Raw genomic sequence first — 21,138 nt, forward strand, 5'->3', positions numbered from 1 at the left:
GGACTATGTTATCGCCGCCTATCGTCAGCCGTTTTTTGGGCCCTGACGACCGAGAGATGCATGTGCTCCCGCCCCGATATTTGCGGGAATACGCTATGATCTCGACACCCAGCCCTCTGGCCCTGATGGTGCGAAAGCTCGAGACGCATGCGACGCTGAACGCGGACGACCGCGCGGCACTGCTGGCGCTGCCCTATACGCTCCGGACCTATGAGCCGTCCTCCTATCTGGTCCGCGAAGGCGATGCGCCTGAGCAATGCGCGGTGCTGTTGTCGGGTTTCGCCTATCGCCAGAAGCTGACGGGTTCGGGGATGCGACAGATCGTCTCGCTGCATATTCCGGGCGACGCGCTCGATTTTCAGCACCTGTTCCTCGACGTCGCCGATCACAACGTCCAAACGCTGACCCGGGCGGAGGTAGCGACGATCCCCAGGACGGCGTTGCGCGAACTGGCCCTCAAGCGCGCCGCGATCGGCAATGCGATCTTCGTCAACACGCTGGTCGAGGGCTCGATCTTTCGCGAATGGATCTTGAATATCGGACGCCGCGACGCGCGATCGCGGCTGGCGCATTTCCTGTGCGAATTCGCCATCCGCCTCGACATGCAGGGGCTGACCGGACAGGCGGATTACGAATTGCCGATGAGCCAGGAACAGCTTGGCGATGCACTGGGCCTGACTGCGGTACATGTGAACCGAACGATCAAGTCGCTCGAAGCCGACGGGTTTATCAGTCGCAACCGGCGTCGAATCAGCTTCCCCCAATGGGATGCGCTGCGGGAACTTGCCGACTTTTCCAGCCGCTATCTGCATCTTGCCCAGCAGAAGATCGAGCGACCAAGCTCAGTCGTTACGTGAATTGGATACTGAATCGATGATCCGCCCGCCCGCCATGAAAACGGCGATCGGGCAGGCGGCGAACAGCAGCCAGCCCCCGTATCCTGGATATTGTTGCAGATAATGCATCCCGCGCTCCACTGCGCCGAGCCCGAGGCCGTAGATGACGAGGAACGCCTCGAACTTGGTCTTGATGACGAACAGGCGGGTAAAGCGGGTCCACATGGCAGGCGTATCAGCAAGATGCGTACCAATGACGGATATCTGGGGTTTCCCGCTGCCTGATCGTGGTTAACTGTAAATTAACCCGACATTTTGCGGGGACCGATGGCCGTCAAAGACGCGGCACGTGGGTGACGTGGTCGGCTGCGCGGACGTCCAAGGCGCGAGCGCAATCATGGGCCAGGACAACGCCTTTGCTGGTCTCGCGAACCTTGCCGAATGCTGCTCGGAAGTCGGCGAGGTACCCTGTCGCGACCAGGGCGTCCTTGCCGTCGTCGCCACCGATCGCAACGACGCTGCTATCGCGCGCTTCGGCGATCGACCGGACCTGATCGGTGCGCGCGGTCATCGTCGGGCCGCCGTCGAAGATGTCGACGTAATTCTCGAACGCGAAGCCTTCGTTCTCCAGCATTCGCATCGCCGCGCGGCCCGAGGGGTGGGGCAGGCCGATCGCCGCGCGTGCGCTCTCGGTCAGCATCGCGGTGTAGATCGGGTGCTTGGGCATGAGGTCGGCGATGAACTGGTGACCGTTGGTGGCATTGAACTGATCCGCGTCCTGGAAATTCATTCCGAAGAAGCGCCCGGCAAGGCCGTCCCAGAACGGCGAGCCACCCGCTTCGTCGATCACGCCGCGCAGTTCGGCAAGGATCCGGTCGGCGAAGCGTGCGCGGTGCATCTTGATGAACAGATAGCGGCTGCGCGCGAGCAACAGACCGAGGCCACCCGCGCGTTCGCCAGGGTGCAGGAAGAGCCCGCCGACTTCGCTCGCGCCTTCCAGGTCGGTGGCAAGCGAGAGCATGTCGGCGCGGAAGGTGCGGTTCAATTCGCGGCTATGCTGGGTCAGCTGGCCGATCCGGTAGCTGTAGAACGGGTAGCTTTGTCCCACCTGCGTGAAGATCTGGCAGGTGCCGCGTACTTCCTGCGTCTCGATGTTTTCGAGGATCAGCACGAACAGCTCGTCCTGGACCGGACCATCGGTGCGCGCGAAGGCGGCGTGGCTGCGTTCGAGCTTGGCGGTCAGTGCGCGACGATCGGGCGGCAGGTTGGTGAAGCCCCCCCCCGTGAGCTTGGCCATTTCATAGAGATGCTGAAGATCGGCATCGACTGCAGCGCGGATCCTGAAGCTCACAAGCGGCCCTCCGCAAGACGCAATATGGTGACGGCCGACAGCGCCGCGCGCTCGGCCAGGCTGTCGGGGATCATGAATTCGTCCACGGAATGGATCGCCCCGCCGCGGACGCCCATCGTGTCGACGACCGGTACGCCAGCGGCGGCGATGTTGTTGCCGTCGCAGACGCCGCCGGTCGCTTTCCAGGCGATGTCGAGGCCGAGGTCCGCGCCGGATGCCTTGACCAGATCGAACAGCCGCGCCGCGCCCGTGTCGATCGGTTTGGGGGGGCGGTTGAAGCTGCCATGGACCTCGATGCGGACATCGTGCTCGGCGGCGACCATCGCGACGACGGAATCGATATGTGCCTGCGCGCGCGTGATCTCGTCGAGCGTCGCGGGGCGGAAGTTGATGCGGAGGATGGCAAGATCGGGCACGACGTTGTTCGGGCCACCACCGTCGATGCGTGCCGGGTTCACCGCAAGGCGGGGACTGCGGACCTTCGACAAGCGCACCGCGATATCGGCCGCCGCGACCAGCGCGTTGCGACCTTCCTCCGGATTGCGCCCGGCATGCGCGCTGCGGCCGTGGACGATGATCGAGAAATTCCCGGTGCCGCCCCGCGCGCCGGCCAGCGTCCCGTCGGCGAGCGCCGGTTCGTAGGTCAGGGCTGCGACCTTGCCGTGCGCGGCGCGCGCCAGCAGTGCGGCGGAAGAGAAGGAGCCGGTTTCCTCGTCCGCGTTGATGACGACGTCATAGCCGATCCGCGCGGCTAGCGGGCTCGCTTCGACGGCCCGTAGCGCCGCGAGCATGACAGCGAGCCCCCCCTTCATGTCGGCGACGCCGGGGCCGTTCAGCCGCCCGTCGTCGAGCCACTGGAGTGACTGGAACGCGTGATCGACCGGGTAGACCGTATCCATGTGTCCGGTGAACAGCATCCGGACCGGGGCGTCGGGGCGCACGACGAGGTGCAGGTGATTGCCGTGCTCGATCGCCGAAACCATGCCGTCCGCGCCGACGCTGTCGACCGGGGTCGGCTCGACCAGCGTGATCTCTCCCGGCAGGACCGCGAACGCATCGGCGAGCAACCCGGCCATCGTCGCCACGCCCGCGATGTTACGCGTGCCGCTATTGATCGCGGCCCAGGTCTCGACCTGCGCCAGCATCGGTGCAGCGCCCGCCGTGTCGACGGCATCGCGCTCTACAGTTGAAAGTCCCCTCATCGCGCAACCCTAGCGAGGCCGGGCGCGCGTGGGAACCGGGTCAGAAGCTGTAGACCAGCGATGCGCGGCTGGTGGTGTCGGTCGAGACCGAGCCGACCGGCGGTTCGCTTTCATACTGGACGCTGTACGACAGTGCCGCGGAGAGGGGCCCGATCAGCTTTGCGTTGAGCGACGTCGTGCCGCTGAGCGTGCTGTTATAGCGCTGCACATAGGCGGAGGCGACCTGGCTCACGGACAGACCACTGAGGATGCGGACGCTGAAATTCGCCGTTCCACGCGCGGCAAGGCTGCTCTGCACGGTGTCGTCTGTAAATTCGGTATGACGATAGGCCGGCCCGAGCTCGAGATCGAGCTTGGTCCCCGCGGTCTTGATCACGCTGTAACCGGCACCGACCGAGGTCGAGTAACGATTATAATAGCCGAGAAACCGATCGCCTTCATATTGCGCGACGCCGTAGATATAGGCGCGGTCGTCGACCTTGTAGTTGGGTTCGTACGACGCGAGGTAATGCTCGCGCGTGGTGATGTTGAGATTCGACTGATAGTCGGCCTGCGCGTGGAATTTGTGGCGCCAGCGAAGACCTTCGCGGTTGAGGTCGAGCACCGCGGTGCCGCCCGCGGTGTCGGAATTGCCGGTTGTCAGATAGCCGCCGACCTCGGCTTTCCCGCTCCACAGGTCTAGGAAGCTGGCTTGCCGGATGACCTGTGTCCGCTGTTCGGCGCGGTCGGCCTTCCACTTCTCCGCGATCGCCAGCACGGCGTCACCGCTGAGCGGATCGGCGGCGCGCGCGTATTTCGCGATCGTGTTGACGTCCGCCTCGTTGCCGGCCTCCAACGCAGCGTCCAGCATCGCGCGGATCGTCTCGGGAATCATCACCGAGGTGGGATCGGGCGCGTTGGCGAGCAACAGCGGGGCGAGTATGATACAGGATAATCGGCGCACGCTGGATTCCGTAACGGCAGCGCAACCGGTTGGGAACTGCGCAGCGATGCGGTTATGCGCCGAGATGTGGCGCGAAGGCGGCGAGTACCTGCTCGTACAGCGCCTTCTTGAACGGCACGATCAGCCGCGGGAGATCGGCAGGGTCGCTCCAGCGCCATGCACGGAATTCCTCGTGGTCGGTGGCGATGTCGATATCCGCGTCCGTGCCGAGGAACCGGTAGAGGAACCAGCGCTGGGTCTGGCCGCGCCATTTGCCTTTCCACACCTTGCCGAGCAATTCGGGTGGAAGGTCGTAGACGAACTCGCCGGGCGCCTCCGCGATCAACTCGACCTTGTCCGGCATCACGCCGGTTTCCTCGCCGAGTTCGCGCAGCGCGGCGGCTTCGGCGTTCTCGCCCGGATCGATCCCGCCCTGCGGCATCTGCCACGCCTCCAGCGGTGAATCATTGCGCTGGCCGACGAAGATCTTGCCATCGGCGTTCATCAGCATGATCCCGGCGCACGGGCGATAGGGCAGGGTCGAAACGTCGGTCAAAATAGTCTCCGCAACGCAGGTGCTTGGGGGGAGGGCTGCGCGCTCCTACCTACGGAGCATGATCCATGTCGTCCACCATCCCGACTATGTCACGCCGGCCCCGGCGCGGTCGACCTATCGCTGGAACAAGAACGGGCTGATCCGCGACCTGCTGCTCGACAAGGGCGATGCGGTGGCGTGGCACCGCGCCGAGGCCACGCCGACCGCGTGGCTGGAGGCGGTGCACGACGAGGATTATGTCGCCGAAGTTCTGGAAGCGCGCGTGCCCAAGGATAAGGAACGGCGGATCGGGTTTCCCGTCAGCGCGGCCGTGGCGTCGCGCGCTGCGATCGTGCCGCATGGGACGTGGCTCGCGGCGTGCCTTGCGCTGGAGCACGGGTTCGCGGCGAATACCGCGGGCGGGAGCCATCATGCGCTGGCGAACACCGGGGCGGGGTTCTGCGTGTTCAACGACTTGGCGGTGGCCGCGGCGCGGTTGATCGACGAACGACGGGTGGCACGCGTGCTGATCGTCGATTGCGACGTGCACCAGGGCGACGGCACCGCGGCGCTGCTCGCGGGACGACCTGAGATCGCCACCTACTCGATCCATGCCGAGAAGAATTTTCCGGTACGAAAGGCGCGCTCGACGGTCGACGTGCCCTTGCAGGACAAGGTCGGCGACGCCGCGTATCTGGCGACGCTGGAGGAAACCTTGGTGCCGTTGCTCGACGCGTTTCGGCCGGACTTGATTCTGTACCAGGCGGGGGTGGATCCGTTCGATGGCGACCGGCTCGGGCGGCTCGCGCTGACCTTGGACGGGCTGACGCGGCGGGAGCGGCTCGTTGCTGGTCTCGCGATCGCAAGGGGGGTGCCGCTCGCGAGCACGGTCGGCGGTGGCTATGGTGACGACGCGTTGGCAATCGCCGAGCGGCATGTGGCCGCGATCATGACGTTGGGCCAAACTTTCGCAGCGCGTGATGCTGGATCGCAGGTTGCTGCGTTGGGGATGCGATGACGACACCTGTTCTTCTCTGGCTGCGCCAGGACCTTCGCCTCCATGATCAACCCGCGCTGATCGCCGCTGCGCATGCCGGGCCAGTGATCCCGGTCTATGTGCTCGACGACAATGCGCCGGGGAAATGGAAGATGGGCGGCGCGCAGCGCTGGTGGCTGCACCATAGCCTTGACGCGTTCGGCAAGGCGCTGGCCGACAAGCAATCGAAGCTGATCCTGCGCCGAGGGGATGCGGTCGAGGTGCTGACCGCACTGATGGAGGAAACCGGCGCGGCTCAGGTGCATGCGATCCGGCATTACGAGCCTTGGTGGCGCAAGGCCGAGGCGGCGCTCGGCGACCGGTTGTGCCTGCACGACGGCAACCACCTCGCGCGCGTCGAGACCGTAAAGACGGGGGCGGGCGGGCAGTTCAAGGTGTACTCCTCGTTCTGGAAGGCGCTGAACCAGATGATGCCGCCGGGTGATCCCGAGCCCGTCCCGCGGACGATCCCCGCGCCGTCGAAATGGCCGAAGAGCGAGAAACTCGCCGCCTGGGACCTGTTGCCGACCAAGCCGGACTGGTCGACCGGGTTCGACGACTGGACGCCGGGCGAAACCCAGGCGTTGAAGAACGCGAAGGCGATGGCGCCGATCGTCGAGGCGTATGACGTCGATCGCAACATGCCGTCGATCGAGGGCACGTCGCGGCTGTCGCCACATCTGCATTTCGGGGAGATATCGCCGCGTACCGTGTGGCATGCGGTCGATGGGCACGGCGATGCGACGACGTTTCGCAAGGAACTCGCGTGGCGGGACTTCACCGATGGCGTCGTGCTGACGATGCCGGCTTACGGCGAGGCGAACGGGCGGCCCAAGTTCGACAAGCTGCCCTGGCGGTCTGGCAAGGACGCGGCGGCGGACCTGAAGGCTTGGCAGCAGGGCAAGACGGGATATCCGATCGTCGATGCGGGGATGCGCCAGCTTTGGGCGACCGGGTGGATGCACAACCGGGTGCGGATGATCACCGCGAGCTTCCTCGTGAAGCATCTGCTGATCGACTGGCGCGAGGGTGAGCGCTGGTTCTGGGATTGCCTGGTCGACGCGGATTACGGGAATAATTCGGTGAACTGGCAGTGGGTGGCCGGGACCGGGGTCGATTCGAACATGTTCGGGCGGATCATGGCGCCGCTGTCGCAATCGGAGAAATTCGACGCGGGGGACTATATCCGGCAGTGGGTGCCCGAACTGGCCAAGGTATCTGGCGACGCGATCCATGATCCCGACGAGTCCGGTTGCAGGCCCAAGGCCTATCCCGCAAAGATCATCGGCCACCGCGAAGGCCGCGAGCGCGCGCTCGAAGCGGGGCGTCACGCGCGCTAGTCCCTTTCCACCGCGGCGCCCCTGTTGCATGGAGCGCCGCGATGAATGCGGTTCCAGCTTTCGATGACGTCGTGGCCATGCGCGCGACGACGCTTGCGCGCATAGTCGCGCCGATCTTCCACCGGTTGCTCGATCGGATCGATGCGGGGCTGGAGAGCGGAGGGATCGACGCGCGCTTGCCCGACGGCACGCGGCGGATGATCGGGGGCCGGGCGCCGGGGCCTTTGCCGGTGGTGACCCTGCATCGCTGGCGCGCGCTGGTACGGCTGGCGACGGCGGGGTCGGTCGGCTGGTATGAGGGCTGGGCGGCGGGCGACTGGTCGAGCCCGGATCCGGTCCCGCTGTTCGACCTGTTCATGCGCAACCGACGCTCGCTCGGGAGTTCGGCACGGTCGGGGGGCGTCGCGCGGCTGGCGGCGCGCGCGTGGCACCGGATGCGGCGCAACGATCCGACCGGCTCGCGGAAGAACATCGCGGCGCATTATGACCTCGGCAATGATTTCTACGAGACCTGGCTTGATCCTAGCCTGACCTATTCGAGCGCGATCTTCGCCGAGCCGATCGACGATGCCGAACCGCACGAAGCGGCGCAGGCGACCAAGCTGCGCGCGATCCTCGACCGAACGGGCACGCGGGCGGGGGATACGATCCTTGAGATCGGCTGCGGCTGGGGCTCGTTCGCCGAGATGGCGGCGCGGGCAGGGACCGGCGTGCATGCGTTGACCCTCTCCGTCGAGCAGAAGCGGCAGGTCGACGACCGGATCGCCGCGGCGGGGCTCGACGGCGTGCAGGTGGCGCTGACCGATTACCGCGAGGTGACGGGCACGTACGACGCCGTCGCGAGCATCGAGATGGTCGAGGCGGTCGGCGAGGAATATTGGCCAGCGTACCTTGATGCCGTCGTGCGGGCGCTGAAGCCCGGCGGGCGCGCTGCGCTTCAGTATATCTCGATCGACGATGCGATTTTCGATGCCTATTCGCGGAGCGTCGACTTCATCCAGCGTTACGTGTTTCCGGGCGGAATGCTGCTGTCGGAGCCGCGGTTTCGGGCGCTCGCGGAGGCGCGTGGGCTCGCATGGGAAAACCGGCGCGGGTTCGGGCTTCACTATGCCGAGACGCTGCGGCGCTGGCGGATCGCGTTCGACGCCGCGGTCGCCGAGGGGCGGTTGCCGGCGCGGTTCGACGCGCGGTTCGTGGCGTTGTGGCGCTATTACCTGATGTACTGCGAGGGCGGGTTCCGCGGCGGCGGAATCGACGTCGCGCAGGTCACGCTGGTGAAGGCGTAACACCCTGCGATTCGTCACCCCGGACGTGTTCCGGGGTCCACGGTCCCGCAAATTATACGCCGTCGAGTGCGCGGAACGGTGGATGCCGGAACGAGTCGGGCATGACGGGAGTGATTAGTTCACCCGCTCGAAATGGCCGGCGTCGAAACCATCGATCGCCAGCGCGACGATGCGGTCAGCTACGACCTGCGGCTCCTTCACCGAGTTCGGATCCTCGCCGGGATAGGCTCGCGCCCGCATCTTGGTCCGGGTCGCCCCCGGATCGACGATCGCCGTCCGGATCGCGCTGATCTCGGCCATCTCGTCGCCATAAGCACCGATCAGCGTCTCGAACGCCGCCTTCGACGCGCCGTAGAGACCCCAATATGCCCGCGGCTTACGGCCGACGCTGGAGGTCACGCCGATCACCCGCGCCGACTTCGCCTTCTTCAGCATGGGATCGAACGCCGCGATCAGCGCGGCCTGCGCGCTGACATTAAGCGTCAGGACCTGCGCCATTTCCTTCGGATCGATCGATGGCACCGACGACAGCGAGCCGAGCATCCCCGCATTCAGCACCAGGATATCGAGCGCATCCCAGCGGTCGCCGATCGCCGTCGCCAGCCGCGCGATCGCCTCGCTCTCCGCTAGATCGAGCGGCGCAATCGTCGCCGAACCGCCCGCCGCATGGATCGCCGCCTCGACCTCTTCGAGACCACCGGCGGTGCGCGCGGTCAGCACGACATGCGCGCCCTTTGCCGCCAGCGCGATTGCGGTCGCGGCGCCGATCCCACGGCTGGCACCGGTGACCAACGCGAGCTGGCCGTCGAGAGGCTTGTCGGTCATATACGCTCCGGGATGATCAGATGACGCGCTCGGCGAGCATCGCGAACTGGTCGACCTCCGAGCCTTCGTCGTGGTCGGTCAGCGTGGTCGGGTAGTCGCCGGTGAAGCACGCGTCGCAATATTTCGGGCGCACGTCCGCGCGCTTCGCCTCGCCGAGCGCCTTGTAGAGCCCGTCGATCGAGATGAAATTAAGGCTGTCGGCATGGATGAAGCCGGTCATTCCGCCGAGATCGAGCTTGGCCGCGAGCAGCTTGGTCCGCTCGGGCGTATCGACGCCGTAGAAGCACGAGTGCCGCGTCGGCGGGCTGGCGATCCGCATATGCACCTCGGCGGCGCCTGCCTCGCGCATCATCTGGACGATCTTGAGCGAGGTGGTGCCGCGGACGATCGAATCGTCGACGAGGATGACCCGCTTGCCCTTGATCAGCGCGCGGTTGGCGTTGTGCTTCAGCTTGACGCCGAGATGGCGGACCTTGTCGCCCGGCGAGATGAACGTCCGGCCGACATAATGCGAGCGGATGATGCCGAGCTCGAACGGAATGCCCGACTGTTGCGCATAGCCGATCGCCGCCGGCGTCCCCGAATCGGGGACCGGGATGACCAGATCGGCATCGACCGGCGATTCGATCGCGAGCTGCGCGCCGATCGCCTTGCGCACCGAATAGATCGAGTGATCGTCGACGATCGAATCAGGACGCGAGAAATACACCCATTCGAAGATGCACGGCCGCGCCGCCATCGGCGCGAACGGCCGGATCGAGCGGATCTCGGACCCTTGCACGATGACCAGCTCACCCGGCTCGATCGCACGGACGAAGGTGGCGCCGACGACGTCGAGCGCGACCGTCTCCGACGCGAAGATCACCGCGTCGCCGAGCTTGCCCATCACGAGCGGGCGGATACCCAGCGGATCACGACACGCGATCATGCCCTCGGGTGTCATCACGATCAGCGAATAGGCGCCCTCGATCTGCTTCAGCGCATCGATGAACCGGTCGAGCAGCGTGCGATAGTTCGACGTCGCGACGAGATGGATGATCGTCTCGGTATCGCTGGTCGACTGGAAGATCGAGCCACGCCGGACGAGCTCGCGCCGCAGTCGCATCGCGTTGGAAATATTGCCGTTATGCGCAATCGCGAAGCCACCGGTCGACAGTTCGGCGTACAGCGGCTGGACGTTGCGCAACGCCGTCTCGCCGGTCGTCGAATAGCGGACATGGCCGCAGGCGACGGTGCCGGGGAGGGCGCGGATCACGTCGTCGCGATCGAAGTTGCCTGCGACATGACCCATCGCGCGGTGCGTGTGGAAATTGGCACCGTCGAAGGTGGTTATGCCGGCAGCTTCCTGCCCGCGATGCTGCAATGCGTGGAGGCCCAAGGCCACAAGCGCGGCCGCGCCATCGGTGGCCGAGACGCCAAACACCCCGCACTCTTCGCGAAGTTTGTCGTCGTCATAGGGGTTTGTCGTCAGCATGCCGGATCTCACGTCGTGCGGAAGCTGCCCTATACGAGCGGTTGGCGGCGTTGTCGCCTGTTTGTAATAACATTGCGTGCTGCTGGTCGCATCGGGGCGGGTTTCGGGTATATCTAGAGCATGACACACAGCCGCGACACGGGCCTGACGCTCGATCCGAAATTCGATTCCGCCGGGCTCCTGACCGCAGTCGTTACCGATCGCGTGTCGGGCGACGTGCTGATGGTCGCGCACATGAATAGCGAGGCGCTCGAGCTGACAAGGACGAGCGGCGAGGCGCATTTCTGGTCGCGAAGCCGCGCAAAGCTCTGGAAGAAGGGCGAGACATCGGGGAACGTGCTCCGCGTCGCCGAACTCCGGATCGACTGCGACCAGGACGCAGTGTGGGTAATCGCCGACGCGGCGGGGCCGGCCTGCCATACCGGGGAACGCACCTGTTTCTTCCGGCGGATCGAAGGCGACGGGCTGGTGACCGCCGAATGAAGCGCGTGCTGCTGCTCGCGCTGGTGCTGGGTGGGTGCGGGCAGGGGCCATCGACCGTGATCGCAGACAGCCCGGGTGCTCGGCTCGAAGCAGCCGCCGCGACTGCCGGCATCATCGCCGATCCAGACGCGCCGCTACAAGGCTCCTGGGCGCGCGACACCGACCGCGTCTGCGTGGTCGGCACCGACCGAATCAGCCGGATCGGCGTCAGCCTCGACTATGGCGAGGACCAGGGATGCGCCGCATCCGGCACGGTCGAGCGATCCGGCAACGCGCTGAAGCTGGCATTCGGCGCCTGCAAGTTCGTGGCCCGGTTCGAGGGCGACCGTATCGTGTTTCCCGTCGACATTCCGGCGCCGTGCGAATCGCTCTGCACCGGCCGCGCCTCGCTCGCGGCGCTGACCGTCGACCGTCTGAGCGAATCACGATCCGAAGCCGCTACGTTGCGATCATCGACCGGGAAGTTGCTCTGCGGCAATTGACGTTGACGTAAACGAGAGCTAGTTCGTCACGCATGGCGACCCTAGCATCCCCTGAATCCTATGCGGTGATCGAGCCACGGCATGATCGCGAGAGCTTCACGATCTCCGATCTGTCGGCCGAGTTCGACGTCACCGCGCGCGCGCTCCGCTTCTACGAGGACGAGGGGCTGATCGCGCCCGAGCGTCGCGGGACGCAGCGCATCTATTCGCACCGCGACCGCGCGCGGCTCGCCTGGATCCTGCGCGGCAAGCGCGTCGGGTTCAGCCTCGGCGAGATCCGCGAGATGATCGACCTGTACGACGTCGGCGATGGTCGCCGCGTCCAACGCCAGGTCGTCATCGAACGCAGTGAGGCGCGGATTGCGCTGCTGCTGGAGCAGAAACGCGACATCGACGCCGCGATCGACGAACTCACCAATTTCTTGACCATCCTCGAGGCCAGCCGCGCCCAGGACAAAGGATAATCCATGCCCCAGTACACGCCCCCCGTTCGCGACACGCGCTTCGTCCTCGACCATGTCGTCGGCCTCGATCGCTATTCCAATCTCCCCGGCTTCGATGCCGCCTCGCCCGACGTGGTCGAGGCTGTCCTCGAGGAGGGCGGCAAGTTCGTCGCGGAAGTGCTGTTCCCGCTCAACCTGTCGGGCGACCAGCAGGGGTGCACGCGCCACGCCGACGGCTCGGTGACGACGCCGGACGGCTTCAAGGAAGCGTATAAGCAGTATGTCGAGAGCGGCTGGGCGACGCTCGGCAACCAGCCCGAATATGGCGGGCAGGGCATGCCGCACGTCGTGTCGACCGCGTTCCAGGAATACATGATCTCGTCGAACATGGCGTTCGCGATGTATCCCGGCCTCACCCACGGCGCGATCGCCGCGCTGATCGCCAAGGGCTCGGACGCGCAGAAGGCGATGTACGTGCCCAAGATGGTGTCGGGCGAATGGGGCGGCACGATGAACCTGACCGAGCCGCAGTGCGGCACCGATCTGGGCCTCATCCGCACCAAGGCCGAGCCGCAGGCGGATGGCTCCTACGCGATCACCGGGACGAAGATCTTCATCTCGAGCGGCGAACATGACCTGACCGAGAACATCATCCACCTCGTGCTGGCCAAGACCCCAGGCGCGCCCGACAGCTCGAAGGGCATCTCGCTGTTCGTCGTGCCGAAGATGATGGTCAACGACGACGGCTCGCTCGGCGCACGCAACGGCGTCACGTGCGGCTCGATCGAGCACAAGATGGGCATCCACGCGAATTCCACCTGCGTGATGAATTACGACTCGGCGACCGGCTGGCTCGTCGGCGAGGAGATGAAGGGCTTGGCTGCGATGTTCATCATGATGAACGCTGCACGGCTCGGCGTCGGCCTTCAGGGGTTGGGCGTCGCCGAGGTCGCCTACCAGAACGCGGTGCAGTACGCGGTAGACCGTCGCCAGGGCCGCGCGCTGACCGGGCCGAAGGAGCCGCAGGAGAAGGCCGACACGCTGTTCGTCCATCCCGACATCCGCCGCATGCTCATGGAGGGCAAGTCGCTGACCGAAGGTCTGCGCGCGCTGATCCTGTGGACCGCGCTCCAGGCCGATCTCGAGCATAACGCCGCGACCGAGGAAGAGCGCCAGCTCGCCGGCGACCTGATCAGCCTGCTGACCCCGGTCATCAAGGGCTATGGTACCGACATGGGCTATGCGATCGCGACCAACGCGCAGCAGGTTTACGGCGGCCACGGCTACATCGCCGAATGGGGCATGGAGCAGTACGTCCGCGATGCGCGGATCGCGATGATCTACGAGGGCACCAACGGGGTGCAGGCAATGGATCTGGTCGGCCGCAAGCTCGCGCAGAACGGTGGCCGCGGGATCCAGGCGTTCTTCAAGCTGGTGGCGGACGACGTCGCGGCCGCGAAGGGCGACCCGGTCACCGCTTCGTTCGCAGAGGCGCTGGAGAAGGCGAACGGCCAGCTTCAGGCGGCGACGATGTGGTTCATGGCGAACGGCATGAAGAACCCCGAGAATGTCGGCGCCGGCGCGGTCAGCTACATGCACCTGATGGGCATCGTCGCGGTCGGCACGATGTGGCTGCGGATGGCAGTTGCTGCGGCAAAGCTGAAGGCGGCCGGCGAGGGCGAAGCCGCGTTCCTCGACGCCAAGTTGGTCACCGCGCGCTTCTACGCCGAGCGAGTCCTGCCGGACGCAGGCGCGCTGCGTCGCAAGATCGAGGGTGGCGCGGAGTCGCTGATGGCGCTCCCGCCCGAAATGTTCATGGCCGCCTGATCAGACGGAGGCGGGCCATCCCTTCTTCCCCCTCCCTCAAAGGGAGGGGCAGGGGGTGGGTCGGCTTCCGCACATCCGAGCCGTTGAGACCCAAGCGGGGCTACCCACCCCCCAACCCCTCCCTTTCAGGGAGGGGAGCAGGGCTGTGCTATTTCGTGATCGGCGCGGGCGACGTAGGCGTTACGGTCGTCGGTGGCGGGACGGCGTTCGGTTTTCGTCGAACACCGTTCAGTTCAGGCGCGTTCGGCGCAACAGCGGGGGGTGGCGGCACGGCGGTCATCGCCGCCCGCGCCACCATGCACTGGGTCGGATCCGTCCGCTTGAACTGCCGGCAGTTCCACAGCGATCGCTCATAATTGCTCGCTCGATCGCGCAGATAGCTGAAACTCAGCGCGGCTGTCTGCGCAGGCTCAAGCGGGATCGCGGTCGCCGTCTTCGTGCCGTCGGTCCACGCCATGTAGCGACAGAAAGGCCTGTCGCCGCACGCCTGTGCAGCAAGCGCAGTCAAACCGTCGGCATTCTGGTTGCGCGGCAAGGTCACGAAAATCGTGTCGTTATCCAGAGGCGTCACCGCCGTAGACGCCGTGTCGGCCGCCGCACTGAACCCCATGGCGATCGATGCCTCCGCCAGTGCCGCGTTGGCCTCGGCGAGCACGGCGCCGGTCTTGTGCGCGTCGGACAGCTCGGCAAGCTGCGCGATGACGGGCTCGACGGTCTCGGGGTGACGACCGAACGCCGGAGGCGTGCCCCACCAGCCGGACCAGCGGAAGAACAAATGCGTTTCGACCGCAGCGATCTTGTCTAGGCTCGACTGCCAATAGGGCACGACCCAGTCGGTATGGTAATGCGTGGCATAGCCAACCGGCTTGAAGACCGCGCCGCCGAGTGCGGCGGTGGCGACTTCGCGGGCGCGTCGCCATGCATCGTCGGTCGGATGCCATCGCGCGATCGCACCATCGCAGCTGAAGCTGAACTGGCAGCCCGTCGAACGATCCTGCCCTTCGAATACCACGCCGCACACCGTCTTGGGGAAGGCCGGATGGCGGAGGCGATTGAGTACTACCTGCGCGACCGCACGTTCGCCGAGCGTGTCGTCGCCGGCTTCGTAGAGGATGCCCGCCGCCATGCAGTCGGTGGCGCGCGCGAGGTCCTCCGGGCCGCCGGCAAAGCGGAACGGGCGCGCGGCCGGGTTGGGATCGGTCGAGAAGGGTATCGTCGCGTTGAACGCGCGCGCGTCTTCCGGGCTGAGGTCGACGAACTTGACGGGTTCGACCTCGGGGACTTCGGCTTGCGGCACGACCCGGCCCGGCGGGAGTTTCACCCGCTTCGAAACATGGACGATCGTAGGCGCGTTGGCGACGACCAGCGCAGGCCCGACGACCGCCAGCGCGGAGATGCCGACGAGAGTGGCGCGCAGCACCTTGGTACCGCGCGCGGAGAGATCGGTCTTCACTGTTCGGGCAGGAAGTCCGGGACCGACAGATAGCGCTCGCCGGTGTCGTAGTTGAACCCGAGAACGCGCACGGTGTCAGGCAGGTCGGGCAGCTTCTGGAGGATCGCCGCGAGCGTCGCGCCCGAGCTGATGCCGACCAGCATGCCCTCTTCGGTCGCCGAGCGTCGCGCCATGTCCTTCGCCATTCCGGCGTCGACCTCGATCACGCCGTCGAGCGCCTGGGTATGGAGGTTTACCGGGATGAAGCCGGCGCCGATCCCCTGGATCGGGTGAGGCCCAGGCTGACCCCCGGCGATTACCGGCGATGCGGCAGGCTCGACCGCATAGACCTTGAGCGACGGCCATTCCTTCTTCAGCGCCTCGGCGACGCCGGTGATATGACCGCCGGTGCCGACACCCGTGATGATGACGTCGATCGGCGTATCGCGGAAGTCGGCGAGGATTTCCTGTGCGGTCGTCGCGACATGCACGGCGATGTTCGCAGGGTTTTCGAACTGCTGCGGCATCCACGAGCCGGGCGTCTGCTCGACCAGTTCCTTCGCGCGCTCGATCGCGCCCTTCATGCCCTTCTCGCGCGGCGTCAGGTCGAAGGTCGCACCGTATGCGAGCATCAGGCGGCGGCGTTCGATCGACATGCTCTCCGGCATGACGAGCACGATCTTGTATCCTTTAACCGCGGCGACGAGCGCGAGGCCGATGCCGGTGTTGCCACTGGTCGGCTCGATGATCGTGCCACCGGGCTGGAGATGGCCGTCCTTCTCCGCCTGCTCGACCATCGCGAGCGCGATGCGGTCCTTGATCGACCCACCGGGGTTCGACCGCTCGGATTTCACCCAGACTTCGGAGTCGGGGAAGAGCTTCGACAGGCGGACGTGCGGCGTGTTGCCGATCGTGTCGAGGATCGAGTTGGCCTTCATGGCTTGGCTTCTCCGTGCTGAGGTTCGGTCTCAAGTATCTCGGGGGGATCAAAGGTCTTGGCGCGCCCAAGTTCCGGAAACAGTCGCGCCCAGCCGATCGTCACCACGATAGCACCGACGCCGCCGAACACCACAGCGCCGACCGGGCCGAGGACCGACGCCATCACGCCGCTCTCGAATTCGCCCAGCTCGTTGGAGGCCGAAATGGTAAGCTGCGACACCGCGCTGACCCGGCCGCGCATCGCGTCGGGGGTGTGCAACTGGATCAGCGACTGGCGCACATAGACCGAGATCATGTCCGCGCCCCCCGCGACGATCAGCGCGACCAGGCTGAGGATGAAGGCAGGCTGGACCGGGAAACCGGCGATGCTGCCGGGCTTCAGCCCAAGCAGATCGACGATCGGGGTGGCGACGCCGAAGGTGAGGATCGCAAGGCCGAACACGACGACCGCGATCAGCATCTTGATCCCGACATTGGTGCTCATCGGCCGGACCGAGAACCAGATCGCGGTCACCGCCGCACCGATCCCCATGCCCGCCGCGAGAATCCCGAGCCCCTGCGATCCGACATGCAGGATATCGCGCGAATACACCGGCAGCAGCGAGGTCGCGCCCGCCAGCAACACCGCGAACAGGTCGAGCGTGATCGTCGCCAGCACCAGCCGGTTACGGCGGACATAGGTGAAGCCCTCGATGATCCGGGCGAGCGGGCGGTGATCGGTCTGCGTCGCGGGCTGCGCCACCGGGCCGATCAGGAACATGAAGAACAGCGCGACGACGAACAGCAGCGTCGCGACGCCGTAGGCGACCTCGGGGTGGATCGCGTAGAGCAGCCCGCCGACGCTGGGGCCGGCAATCGTACCGACCTGCCACGCGATCGAACTCACCGCGATCGCCGTCGGCAGGACCGCGCGGGGGACCAGATTGGGGGCGAGCGCGGAATAGGCCGGCCCCGAAAACGCACGCGCGATGCCGAACGCGACTGCTGCGACGAACAGCACCCCGAGCGTGAGGTGGCCCGACCATGTCAGCAACCAGAGCGTGGCGGCCGTGAGAACGAGCAGCGTCGTCGTTCCCCGGACGATCCAGCGGCGATCGAAGCTGTCCGCGACGAGGCCGGTGATCGGGGTCAGCAGGAACAGCGGCACGAACTGCGCGAACCCGATCATGCCAAGCATGAACGCCGCCTCGCGGATATCCATCGTCTCGCGCGCAAGGTTGTAGACCTGCCACCCGATCACGATCGACATCGCACTGACCGCGATCGTACCCGTGAAGCGCGACAGCCAATAGGCGCGGAAATTGGCGATCCGAAGAGGATGCGGTTGCGGAGCGGTCTGGGAAGCCATTGCGCGCGGCTTTAGGCCGTGGCGAGAGGACAGGGCAACCGGAGCTTTGCTTGGGGTGGGGATAGCAAGGAAACGGCTGCCCCCTCCACCTCGTCATCCTGGCTTTCGTCAGAATGACGGGGCGGAGATCGGCCATACCCCAGACGGGAATTGATGTTCCGCCCCGTCCGCGCCTATAGGCTCCCTCAACTCCCCTACGGAAAACGAGGTTTCCCACATCGTGGCCAAGACCCCCCCACCAGTACGCGCCATCGCCGAACCGCCGATCACCAACCGTGAACGGCCGGCCGAACCGAAACCGTACGAGGCGTCGAAGGACGAACTGCTCGAAATGTATCGGCAGATGCTGCTGATCCGCCGTTTCGAGGAAAAAGCCGGCCAGCTCTATGGCTTGGGTCTGATTGGTGGCTTCTGCCATCTGTACATCGGCCAGGAAGCGGTCGCGGTCGGCCTTCAGTCCGCGCTTAACGGCGAGACCGATTCGGTCATCACCGGCTACCGCGATCACGGCCACATGCTCGCCTACGGGATCGACCCGAAGGCGATCATGGCCGAGCTGACCGGACGCAATTCGGGTATCTCGAAGGGCAAGGGCGGGTCGATGCACATGTTCTCGACCGAGCATAAATTCTACGGCGGCCACGGCATCGTCGGTGCGCAGGTGTCGCTCGGCACCGGCCTCGCGTTCAAGCATAAATATTCGAACGACGGCGGCATCTGCATGGCCTATTTCGGCGATGGCGCCGCGAACCAGGGCCAGGTGTACGAGAGCTTCAACATGGCCGAGCTGTGGAAGCTCCCGATCATCTTCGTGATCGAGAACAACCAATATGCGATGGGCACCAGCGTCAATCGCGCCTCGGCCGAGGACCAGCTGTACCGCCGCGGCGAGAGCTTCCGCATCCCCGGCATCCAGGTCGACGGCATGGACGTGCTGGCCTGCCGCGGTGCTGCCGAGGAGGCGCTCGCCTGGGTCCGCGCGGGCAAGGGTCCGGTCATCCTCGAGATGAAGACCTATCGCTATCGTGGCCACTCGATGTCCGATCCGGCCAAGTACCGGACGCGCGACGAGGTCCAGGCGGTGCGCGACAAGTCCGATCCGATCGATCACATGAAGAAGCTGCTCGACGCGCAGGGCGTGACCGAGGCGGATCTCAAGCCCCTTGAACAGGAAATCAGGAAAATCGTGAACGAAGCCGCCGATTTCGCCGAACAGACGCCCGAGCCGGATCCCGCCGAGCTCTACACCGATGTTCTGGTGGAGAAGTACTGATGGCGATCGAGATCAAGATGCCCGCGCTCTCCCCGACGATGGAAGAGGGCACGCTGACCAAGTGGCTCGTCAAGGAAGGCGATAGCGTCAAGTCCGGCGATATCCTCGCCGAGATCGAGACCGACAAGGCGACGATGGAATTCGAAGCGATCGACGAAGGCACGATCGGGTCGATCGCCGTCGCGGAGGGCACCGACAATGTGAAGGTCGGCACCGTCATCGCGACGATTCTCGAAGAGGGCGAGAGCGCCAGCGACGCCAAGGCTGCGAAGCCGGCCGAAGCACGCTCGGGCGACGCGGCCAACGCCGCGCCGAAGGAGACGCCGTCGGACGACAAGGCACCGCCAGTTCCCGAAGGGTCCTCGCCAGCGAAGGCCGAGAGCGGCACGCAGGCGCTCGTCGCATCGGCCGAGAAGGTCGGCATCTCCGACCCCGCGATCCCCGAGGGCACCGAGATGGTCAAGACGACCGTCCGCGAGGCGCTGCGTGATGCGATGGCCGAGGAAATGCGCGAGGACGACCGCGTCTTCGTGATGGGCGAGGAAGTCGCGCAGTATCAGGGCGCGTACAAGGTCACGCAAGGGCTGCTCGACGAGTTCGGCGAGCGTCGCGTGATCGACACGCCGATCACCGAATACGGCTTTGCCGGCATCGGTGCGGGCGCGGCGATGGGCGGCCTCCGCCCGATCGTCGAGTTCATGACCTTCAACTTCGCGTTGCAGGCGATCGACCACATCATCAATTCGGCCGCCAAGACCAACTACATGTCGGGTGGCCAGATGCGCTGCCCGATCGTGTTCCGCGGTCCCAACGGCGCCGCGTCGCGCGTCGGTGCGCAGCATTCGCACAACTTCGCGGCATGGTATGCGAGCGTCCCCGGCCTGATCGTGATCGCGCCCTATGATGCGGCGGATGCGAAGGGCCTGCTGAAGGCTGCGATCCGCACCGAGGATCCGGTCGTGTTCCTCGAGAACGAGCTGATGTACGGTCGCAGCTTCGACGTGCCAAAGCTCGACAACCACGTCCTGCCGATCGGCAAGGCGCGGATCGTCCGCGAGGGCAAGGACCTGACGATCGTCAGCTACTCGATCGGCGTCGGCATTTCCTTGGAAGCTGCCGAGAAGCTGGCAGGCGAGGGTATCGATGCGGAAGTCATCGATCTTCGCACGCTGCGCCCGCTCGACACCGAGACGGTGCTGAAGAGCCTTGCCAAGACCAACCGCATGATCATCGTCGAAGAGAATTGGGCGACCTGCTCGATCGCCTCTGAGATCGTGTCGGTGGTGATGGAGCACGGCTTCGACGATCTCGACGCCCCCGTGCTGCGCGTCGCCAACGAGGACGTGCCGATGCCCTATGCGGCCAATCTCGAAAAGCTGATGCTCGTCAACGTCGACAAGGTCGTCGCGGCGGCGAAGAAGGTTACCTACCGCTAGGTCGCTGACAGGTGGGCCGTGTCGCACAGACGCTGAGCACTGGCCGGAAGGCTTTTGGTGTTCGTCAGTGTCTGTTGCGCGCGGTCCCGAACGGTAAAGGCCTGGATGGCCGATAATTCCCGATCGGCCATGAAAGCTGACACGACAATAGGATGATAGGTGTACCTGACCTCTGCGAAGATCAGGGCACTATTGGGGACGGGTGTAATTTTTTGGCCGGCAGGTCCCATGCCGAAAAACAGTGAAGCATCGTTGGCGCCAGCACCCGCCAGGCCGTAGCTCGACGTGACGTTCTTGGCCCCGAAGCACCGTTGCCAGGTGATTTTGTTACCCGCTTTGGTGCCGGTCTGGCCATTGCCTTCCAGACTCGAGATAATCACGCGGCCATTCGCGCCAAACTCGATACCGCTACCCGCAAAACGAATACCGGCCATGATTTCGTTGACGTCCTGCTCGTCGATCGAACTGCGGACGCGACCGGCATTGTCCGAGGCCATCATCGCCAGTTGGTTCACCCGGAGCACGGTAATCGCAAGATTGGCGGTTTCGACCCCGGTCAGCGTGATTGTCAGCAGAACCGGCAATGCGAGGCAGAATTCGATCAGTGCCACGCCGGAGCGATCTCGGCAGAAGCGGCCGAATCCACCCGATACACGGTAGCCCGGAAG

Annotated in this window: 21 protein-coding genes; 10 read left to right on the plus strand and 11 right to left on the minus strand. The window is 65.5% G+C overall.

All coding sequences use genetic code 11. The features are described 5' to 3' along the window. Positions 1 to 95: 95 nt before the first annotated feature. On the plus strand, positions 96 to 857 hold the full coding sequence (locus tag EQZ23_RS01585; protein ID WP_240663110.1) for a Crp/Fnr family transcriptional regulator: 762 nt from the start codon (positions 96 to 98) through the stop codon (positions 855 to 857). Here the strand turns inward: EQZ23_RS01585 and EQZ23_RS01590 are convergent. From EQZ23_RS01590 to EQZ23_RS01610, 5 genes are all read right to left on the minus strand, one after another. Continuing rightward, entirely contained in the window at positions 843 to 1,061 is a 219-nt protein-coding gene (locus tag EQZ23_RS01590) for a hypothetical protein (RefSeq protein WP_128452726.1), read from the minus strand. The two genes, EQZ23_RS01585 and EQZ23_RS01590, sit on opposite strands and share 15 nt — an antisense overlap. A 109-nt stretch (positions 1,062 to 1,170) precedes the next feature. Next, complete coding sequence (locus EQZ23_RS01595) at positions 1,171 to 2,187, minus strand: arginine N-succinyltransferase (RefSeq protein ID WP_128452727.1); 1,017 nt, start codon at positions 2,185 to 2,187, stop codon at positions 1,171 to 1,173. Further along, positions 2,184 to 3,389 carry a hydrolase gene (locus tag EQZ23_RS01600; protein WP_128452728.1) on the minus strand — a complete coding sequence of 402 codons (1,206 nt, stop codon included), beginning with the start codon at positions 3,387 to 3,389 and terminating at the stop codon, positions 2,184 to 2,186. Before EQZ23_RS01600 ends, EQZ23_RS01595 begins: the two co-directional genes overlap by 4 nt. Positions 3,390 to 3,429: 40 nt before the next feature. Beyond that, entirely contained in the window at positions 3,430 to 4,332 is a 903-nt protein-coding gene (locus EQZ23_RS01605; protein ID WP_240663112.1) for a DUF481 domain-containing protein, read from the minus strand. A gap of 52 nt (positions 4,333 to 4,384) precedes the next feature. Beyond that, complete coding sequence (locus tag EQZ23_RS01610) at positions 4,385 to 4,867, minus strand: RNA pyrophosphohydrolase (protein ID WP_128452729.1); 483 nt, start codon at positions 4,865 to 4,867, stop codon at positions 4,385 to 4,387. A gap of 58 nt (positions 4,868 to 4,925) precedes the next feature. On the opposite strand from EQZ23_RS01610, the gene EQZ23_RS01615 reads away from it, so the two are divergent. From EQZ23_RS01615 to EQZ23_RS01625, 3 genes are all read left to right on the plus strand, one after another. Next, positions 4,926 to 5,864 carry a histone deacetylase gene (locus tag EQZ23_RS01615; RefSeq protein ID WP_128452730.1) on the plus strand — a complete coding sequence of 313 codons (939 nt, stop codon included), beginning with the start codon at positions 4,926 to 4,928 and terminating at the stop codon, positions 5,862 to 5,864. Beyond that, entirely contained in the window at positions 5,861 to 7,222 is a 1,362-nt protein-coding gene (locus tag EQZ23_RS01620; protein WP_128452731.1) for a deoxyribodipyrimidine photo-lyase, read from the plus strand. Before EQZ23_RS01615 ends, EQZ23_RS01620 begins: the two co-directional genes overlap by 4 nt. 77 nt (positions 7,223 to 7,299) lie before the next feature. Beyond that, on the plus strand, positions 7,300 to 8,508 hold the full coding sequence (locus EQZ23_RS01625) for a cyclopropane-fatty-acyl-phospholipid synthase family protein (RefSeq protein ID WP_240663114.1): 1,209 nt from the start codon (positions 7,300 to 7,302) through the stop codon (positions 8,506 to 8,508). A gap of 114 nt (positions 8,509 to 8,622) precedes the next feature. Here the strand turns inward: EQZ23_RS01625 and EQZ23_RS01630 are convergent, their stop codons facing one another. Both EQZ23_RS01630 and purF read right to left on the minus strand, forming a co-directional pair. Then, positions 8,623 to 9,333 (minus strand): SDR family NAD(P)-dependent oxidoreductase, encoded by a 711-nt coding sequence (locus EQZ23_RS01630; protein ID WP_128452733.1) that lies wholly within the window; start codon positions 9,331 to 9,333, stop codon positions 8,623 to 8,625. A gap of 16 nt (positions 9,334 to 9,349) precedes the next feature. After that, the gene (gene purF / locus EQZ23_RS01635) at positions 9,350 to 10,807 is read right to left on the minus strand and encodes an amidophosphoribosyltransferase (RefSeq protein WP_128452734.1); all 1,458 of its coding nucleotides are present in this window, start codon (positions 10,805 to 10,807) and stop codon (positions 9,350 to 9,352) included. Positions 10,808 to 10,927: 120 nt separating this feature from the next. Here purF and hisI point away from each other — a divergent pair, with 120 nt between their 5' ends. The 4 genes from hisI to EQZ23_RS01655 are packed head-to-tail and all read left to right on the plus strand — an operon-like array spanning position 10,928 to position 14,042. Continuing rightward, complete coding sequence (hisI, locus tag EQZ23_RS01640) at positions 10,928 to 11,290, plus strand: phosphoribosyl-AMP cyclohydrolase (protein ID WP_128452735.1); 363 nt, start codon at positions 10,928 to 10,930, stop codon at positions 11,288 to 11,290. Then, positions 11,287 to 11,772: a hypothetical protein gene (locus tag EQZ23_RS01645; RefSeq protein WP_128452736.1), complete on the plus strand. Its 486-nt coding sequence runs from the start codon at positions 11,287 to 11,289 to the stop codon at positions 11,770 to 11,772. Before hisI ends, EQZ23_RS01645 begins: the two co-directional genes overlap by 4 nt. A 32-nt stretch (positions 11,773 to 11,804) precedes the next feature. Next, entirely contained in the window at positions 11,805 to 12,236 is a 432-nt protein-coding gene (locus tag EQZ23_RS01650) for a MerR family DNA-binding transcriptional regulator (RefSeq protein ID WP_128452737.1), read from the plus strand. A 3-nt stretch (positions 12,237 to 12,239) separates the two neighbouring features. Continuing rightward, a complete protein-coding gene (locus tag EQZ23_RS01655; protein WP_128452738.1) occupies positions 12,240 to 14,042 on the plus strand; it encodes an acyl-CoA dehydrogenase C-terminal domain-containing protein in 1,803 nt (600 codons plus the stop codon). A gap of 148 nt (positions 14,043 to 14,190) precedes the next feature. Here EQZ23_RS01655 and EQZ23_RS01660 read toward each other — a convergent pair whose 3' ends face one another. From EQZ23_RS01660 to EQZ23_RS01670, 3 genes are read right to left on the minus strand one after another with little or no spacing between them, the layout of a single operon-like run. Then, the gene (locus tag EQZ23_RS01660; RefSeq protein ID WP_128452739.1) at positions 14,191 to 15,495 is read right to left on the minus strand and encodes a cell wall hydrolase; all 1,305 of its coding nucleotides are present in this window, start codon (positions 15,493 to 15,495) and stop codon (positions 14,191 to 14,193) included. Beyond that, positions 15,492 to 16,412: a cysteine synthase A gene (gene cysK, locus EQZ23_RS01665; RefSeq protein ID WP_128452740.1), complete on the minus strand. Its 921-nt coding sequence runs from the start codon at positions 16,410 to 16,412 to the stop codon at positions 15,492 to 15,494. The genes EQZ23_RS01660 and cysK overlap by 4 nt, the downstream gene beginning before the upstream one ends. Then, complete coding sequence (locus EQZ23_RS01670) at positions 16,409 to 17,761, minus strand: MFS transporter (RefSeq protein ID WP_128452741.1); 1,353 nt, start codon at positions 17,759 to 17,761, stop codon at positions 16,409 to 16,411. Before EQZ23_RS01670 ends, cysK begins: the two co-directional genes overlap by 4 nt. A 220-nt stretch (positions 17,762 to 17,981) precedes the next feature. Here EQZ23_RS01670 and pdhA point away from each other — a divergent pair, with 220 nt between their 5' ends. Further along, the gene (gene pdhA / locus EQZ23_RS01675; RefSeq protein WP_240663116.1) at positions 17,982 to 19,034 is read left to right on the plus strand and encodes a pyruvate dehydrogenase (acetyl-transferring) E1 component subunit alpha; all 1,053 of its coding nucleotides are present in this window, start codon (positions 17,982 to 17,984) and stop codon (positions 19,032 to 19,034) included. Beyond that, the gene (locus EQZ23_RS01680) at positions 19,034 to 20,470 is read left to right on the plus strand and encodes a pyruvate dehydrogenase complex E1 component subunit beta (RefSeq protein ID WP_128452742.1); all 1,437 of its coding nucleotides are present in this window, start codon (positions 19,034 to 19,036) and stop codon (positions 20,468 to 20,470) included. Before pdhA ends, EQZ23_RS01680 begins: the two co-directional genes overlap by 1 nt. On the opposite strand, the gene EQZ23_RS01685 is transcribed toward EQZ23_RS01680, so the two are convergent. Further along, on the minus strand, positions 20,467 to 21,081 hold the full coding sequence (locus EQZ23_RS01685; RefSeq protein WP_240663118.1) for a pilus assembly protein: 615 nt from the start codon (positions 21,079 to 21,081) through the stop codon (positions 20,467 to 20,469). The two genes, EQZ23_RS01680 and EQZ23_RS01685, sit on opposite strands and share 4 nt — an antisense overlap. Positions 21,082 to 21,138: the final 57 nt, after the last annotated feature.

It is taken from the genome of Sphingomonas sp. UV9, from assembly GCF_004101245.1.
Classification (GTDB): Bacteria; Pseudomonadota; Alphaproteobacteria; order Sphingomonadales; family Sphingomonadaceae; genus Sphingomonas.

What these genes read in the sequence shown, in the direction of transcription:
- EQZ23_RS01585 (WP_240663110.1), top strand. Translation starts at nt 96, where the DNA reads ATGATCTCGACACCCAGCCCTCTGGCCCTGATGGTGCGAAAGCTCGAG.
- EQZ23_RS01590 (WP_128452726.1), bottom strand. Translation starts at nt 1,061, where the DNA reads ATGTGGACCCGCTTTACCCGCCTGTTCGTCATCAAGACCAAGTTCGAG.
- EQZ23_RS01600 (WP_128452728.1), bottom strand. Translation starts at nt 3,389, where the DNA reads ATGAGGGGACTTTCAACTGTAGAGCGCGATGCCGTCGACACGGCGGGC.
- EQZ23_RS01615 (WP_128452730.1), top strand. Translation starts at nt 4,926, where the DNA reads ATGATCCATGTCGTCCACCATCCCGACTATGTCACGCCGGCCCCGGCG.
- EQZ23_RS01620 (WP_128452731.1), top strand. Translation starts at nt 5,861, where the DNA reads ATGACGACACCTGTTCTTCTCTGGCTGCGCCAGGACCTTCGCCTCCAT.
- EQZ23_RS01625 (WP_240663114.1), top strand. Translation starts at nt 7,300, where the DNA reads ATGCGCGCGACGACGCTTGCGCGCATAGTCGCGCCGATCTTCCACCGG.
- EQZ23_RS01630 (WP_128452733.1), bottom strand. Translation starts at nt 9,333, where the DNA reads ATGACCGACAAGCCTCTCGACGGCCAGCTCGCGTTGGTCACCGGTGCC.
- purF (WP_128452734.1), bottom strand. Translation starts at nt 10,807, where the DNA reads ATGCTGACGACAAACCCCTATGACGACGACAAACTTCGCGAAGAGTGC.
- hisI (WP_128452735.1), top strand. Translation starts at nt 10,928, where the DNA reads ATGACACACAGCCGCGACACGGGCCTGACGCTCGATCCGAAATTCGAT.
- EQZ23_RS01645 (WP_128452736.1), top strand. Translation starts at nt 11,287, where the DNA reads ATGAAGCGCGTGCTGCTGCTCGCGCTGGTGCTGGGTGGGTGCGGGCAG.
- EQZ23_RS01650 (WP_128452737.1), top strand. Translation starts at nt 11,805, where the DNA reads ATGGCGACCCTAGCATCCCCTGAATCCTATGCGGTGATCGAGCCACGG.
- EQZ23_RS01655 (WP_128452738.1), top strand. Translation starts at nt 12,240, where the DNA reads ATGCCCCAGTACACGCCCCCCGTTCGCGACACGCGCTTCGTCCTCGAC.
- cysK (WP_128452740.1), bottom strand. Translation starts at nt 16,412, where the DNA reads ATGAAGGCCAACTCGATCCTCGACACGATCGGCAACACGCCGCACGTC.
- EQZ23_RS01670 (WP_128452741.1), bottom strand. Translation starts at nt 17,761, where the DNA reads ATGGCTTCCCAGACCGCTCCGCAACCGCATCCTCTTCGGATCGCCAAT.
- EQZ23_RS01680 (WP_128452742.1), top strand. Translation starts at nt 19,034, where the DNA reads ATGGCGATCGAGATCAAGATGCCCGCGCTCTCCCCGACGATGGAAGAG.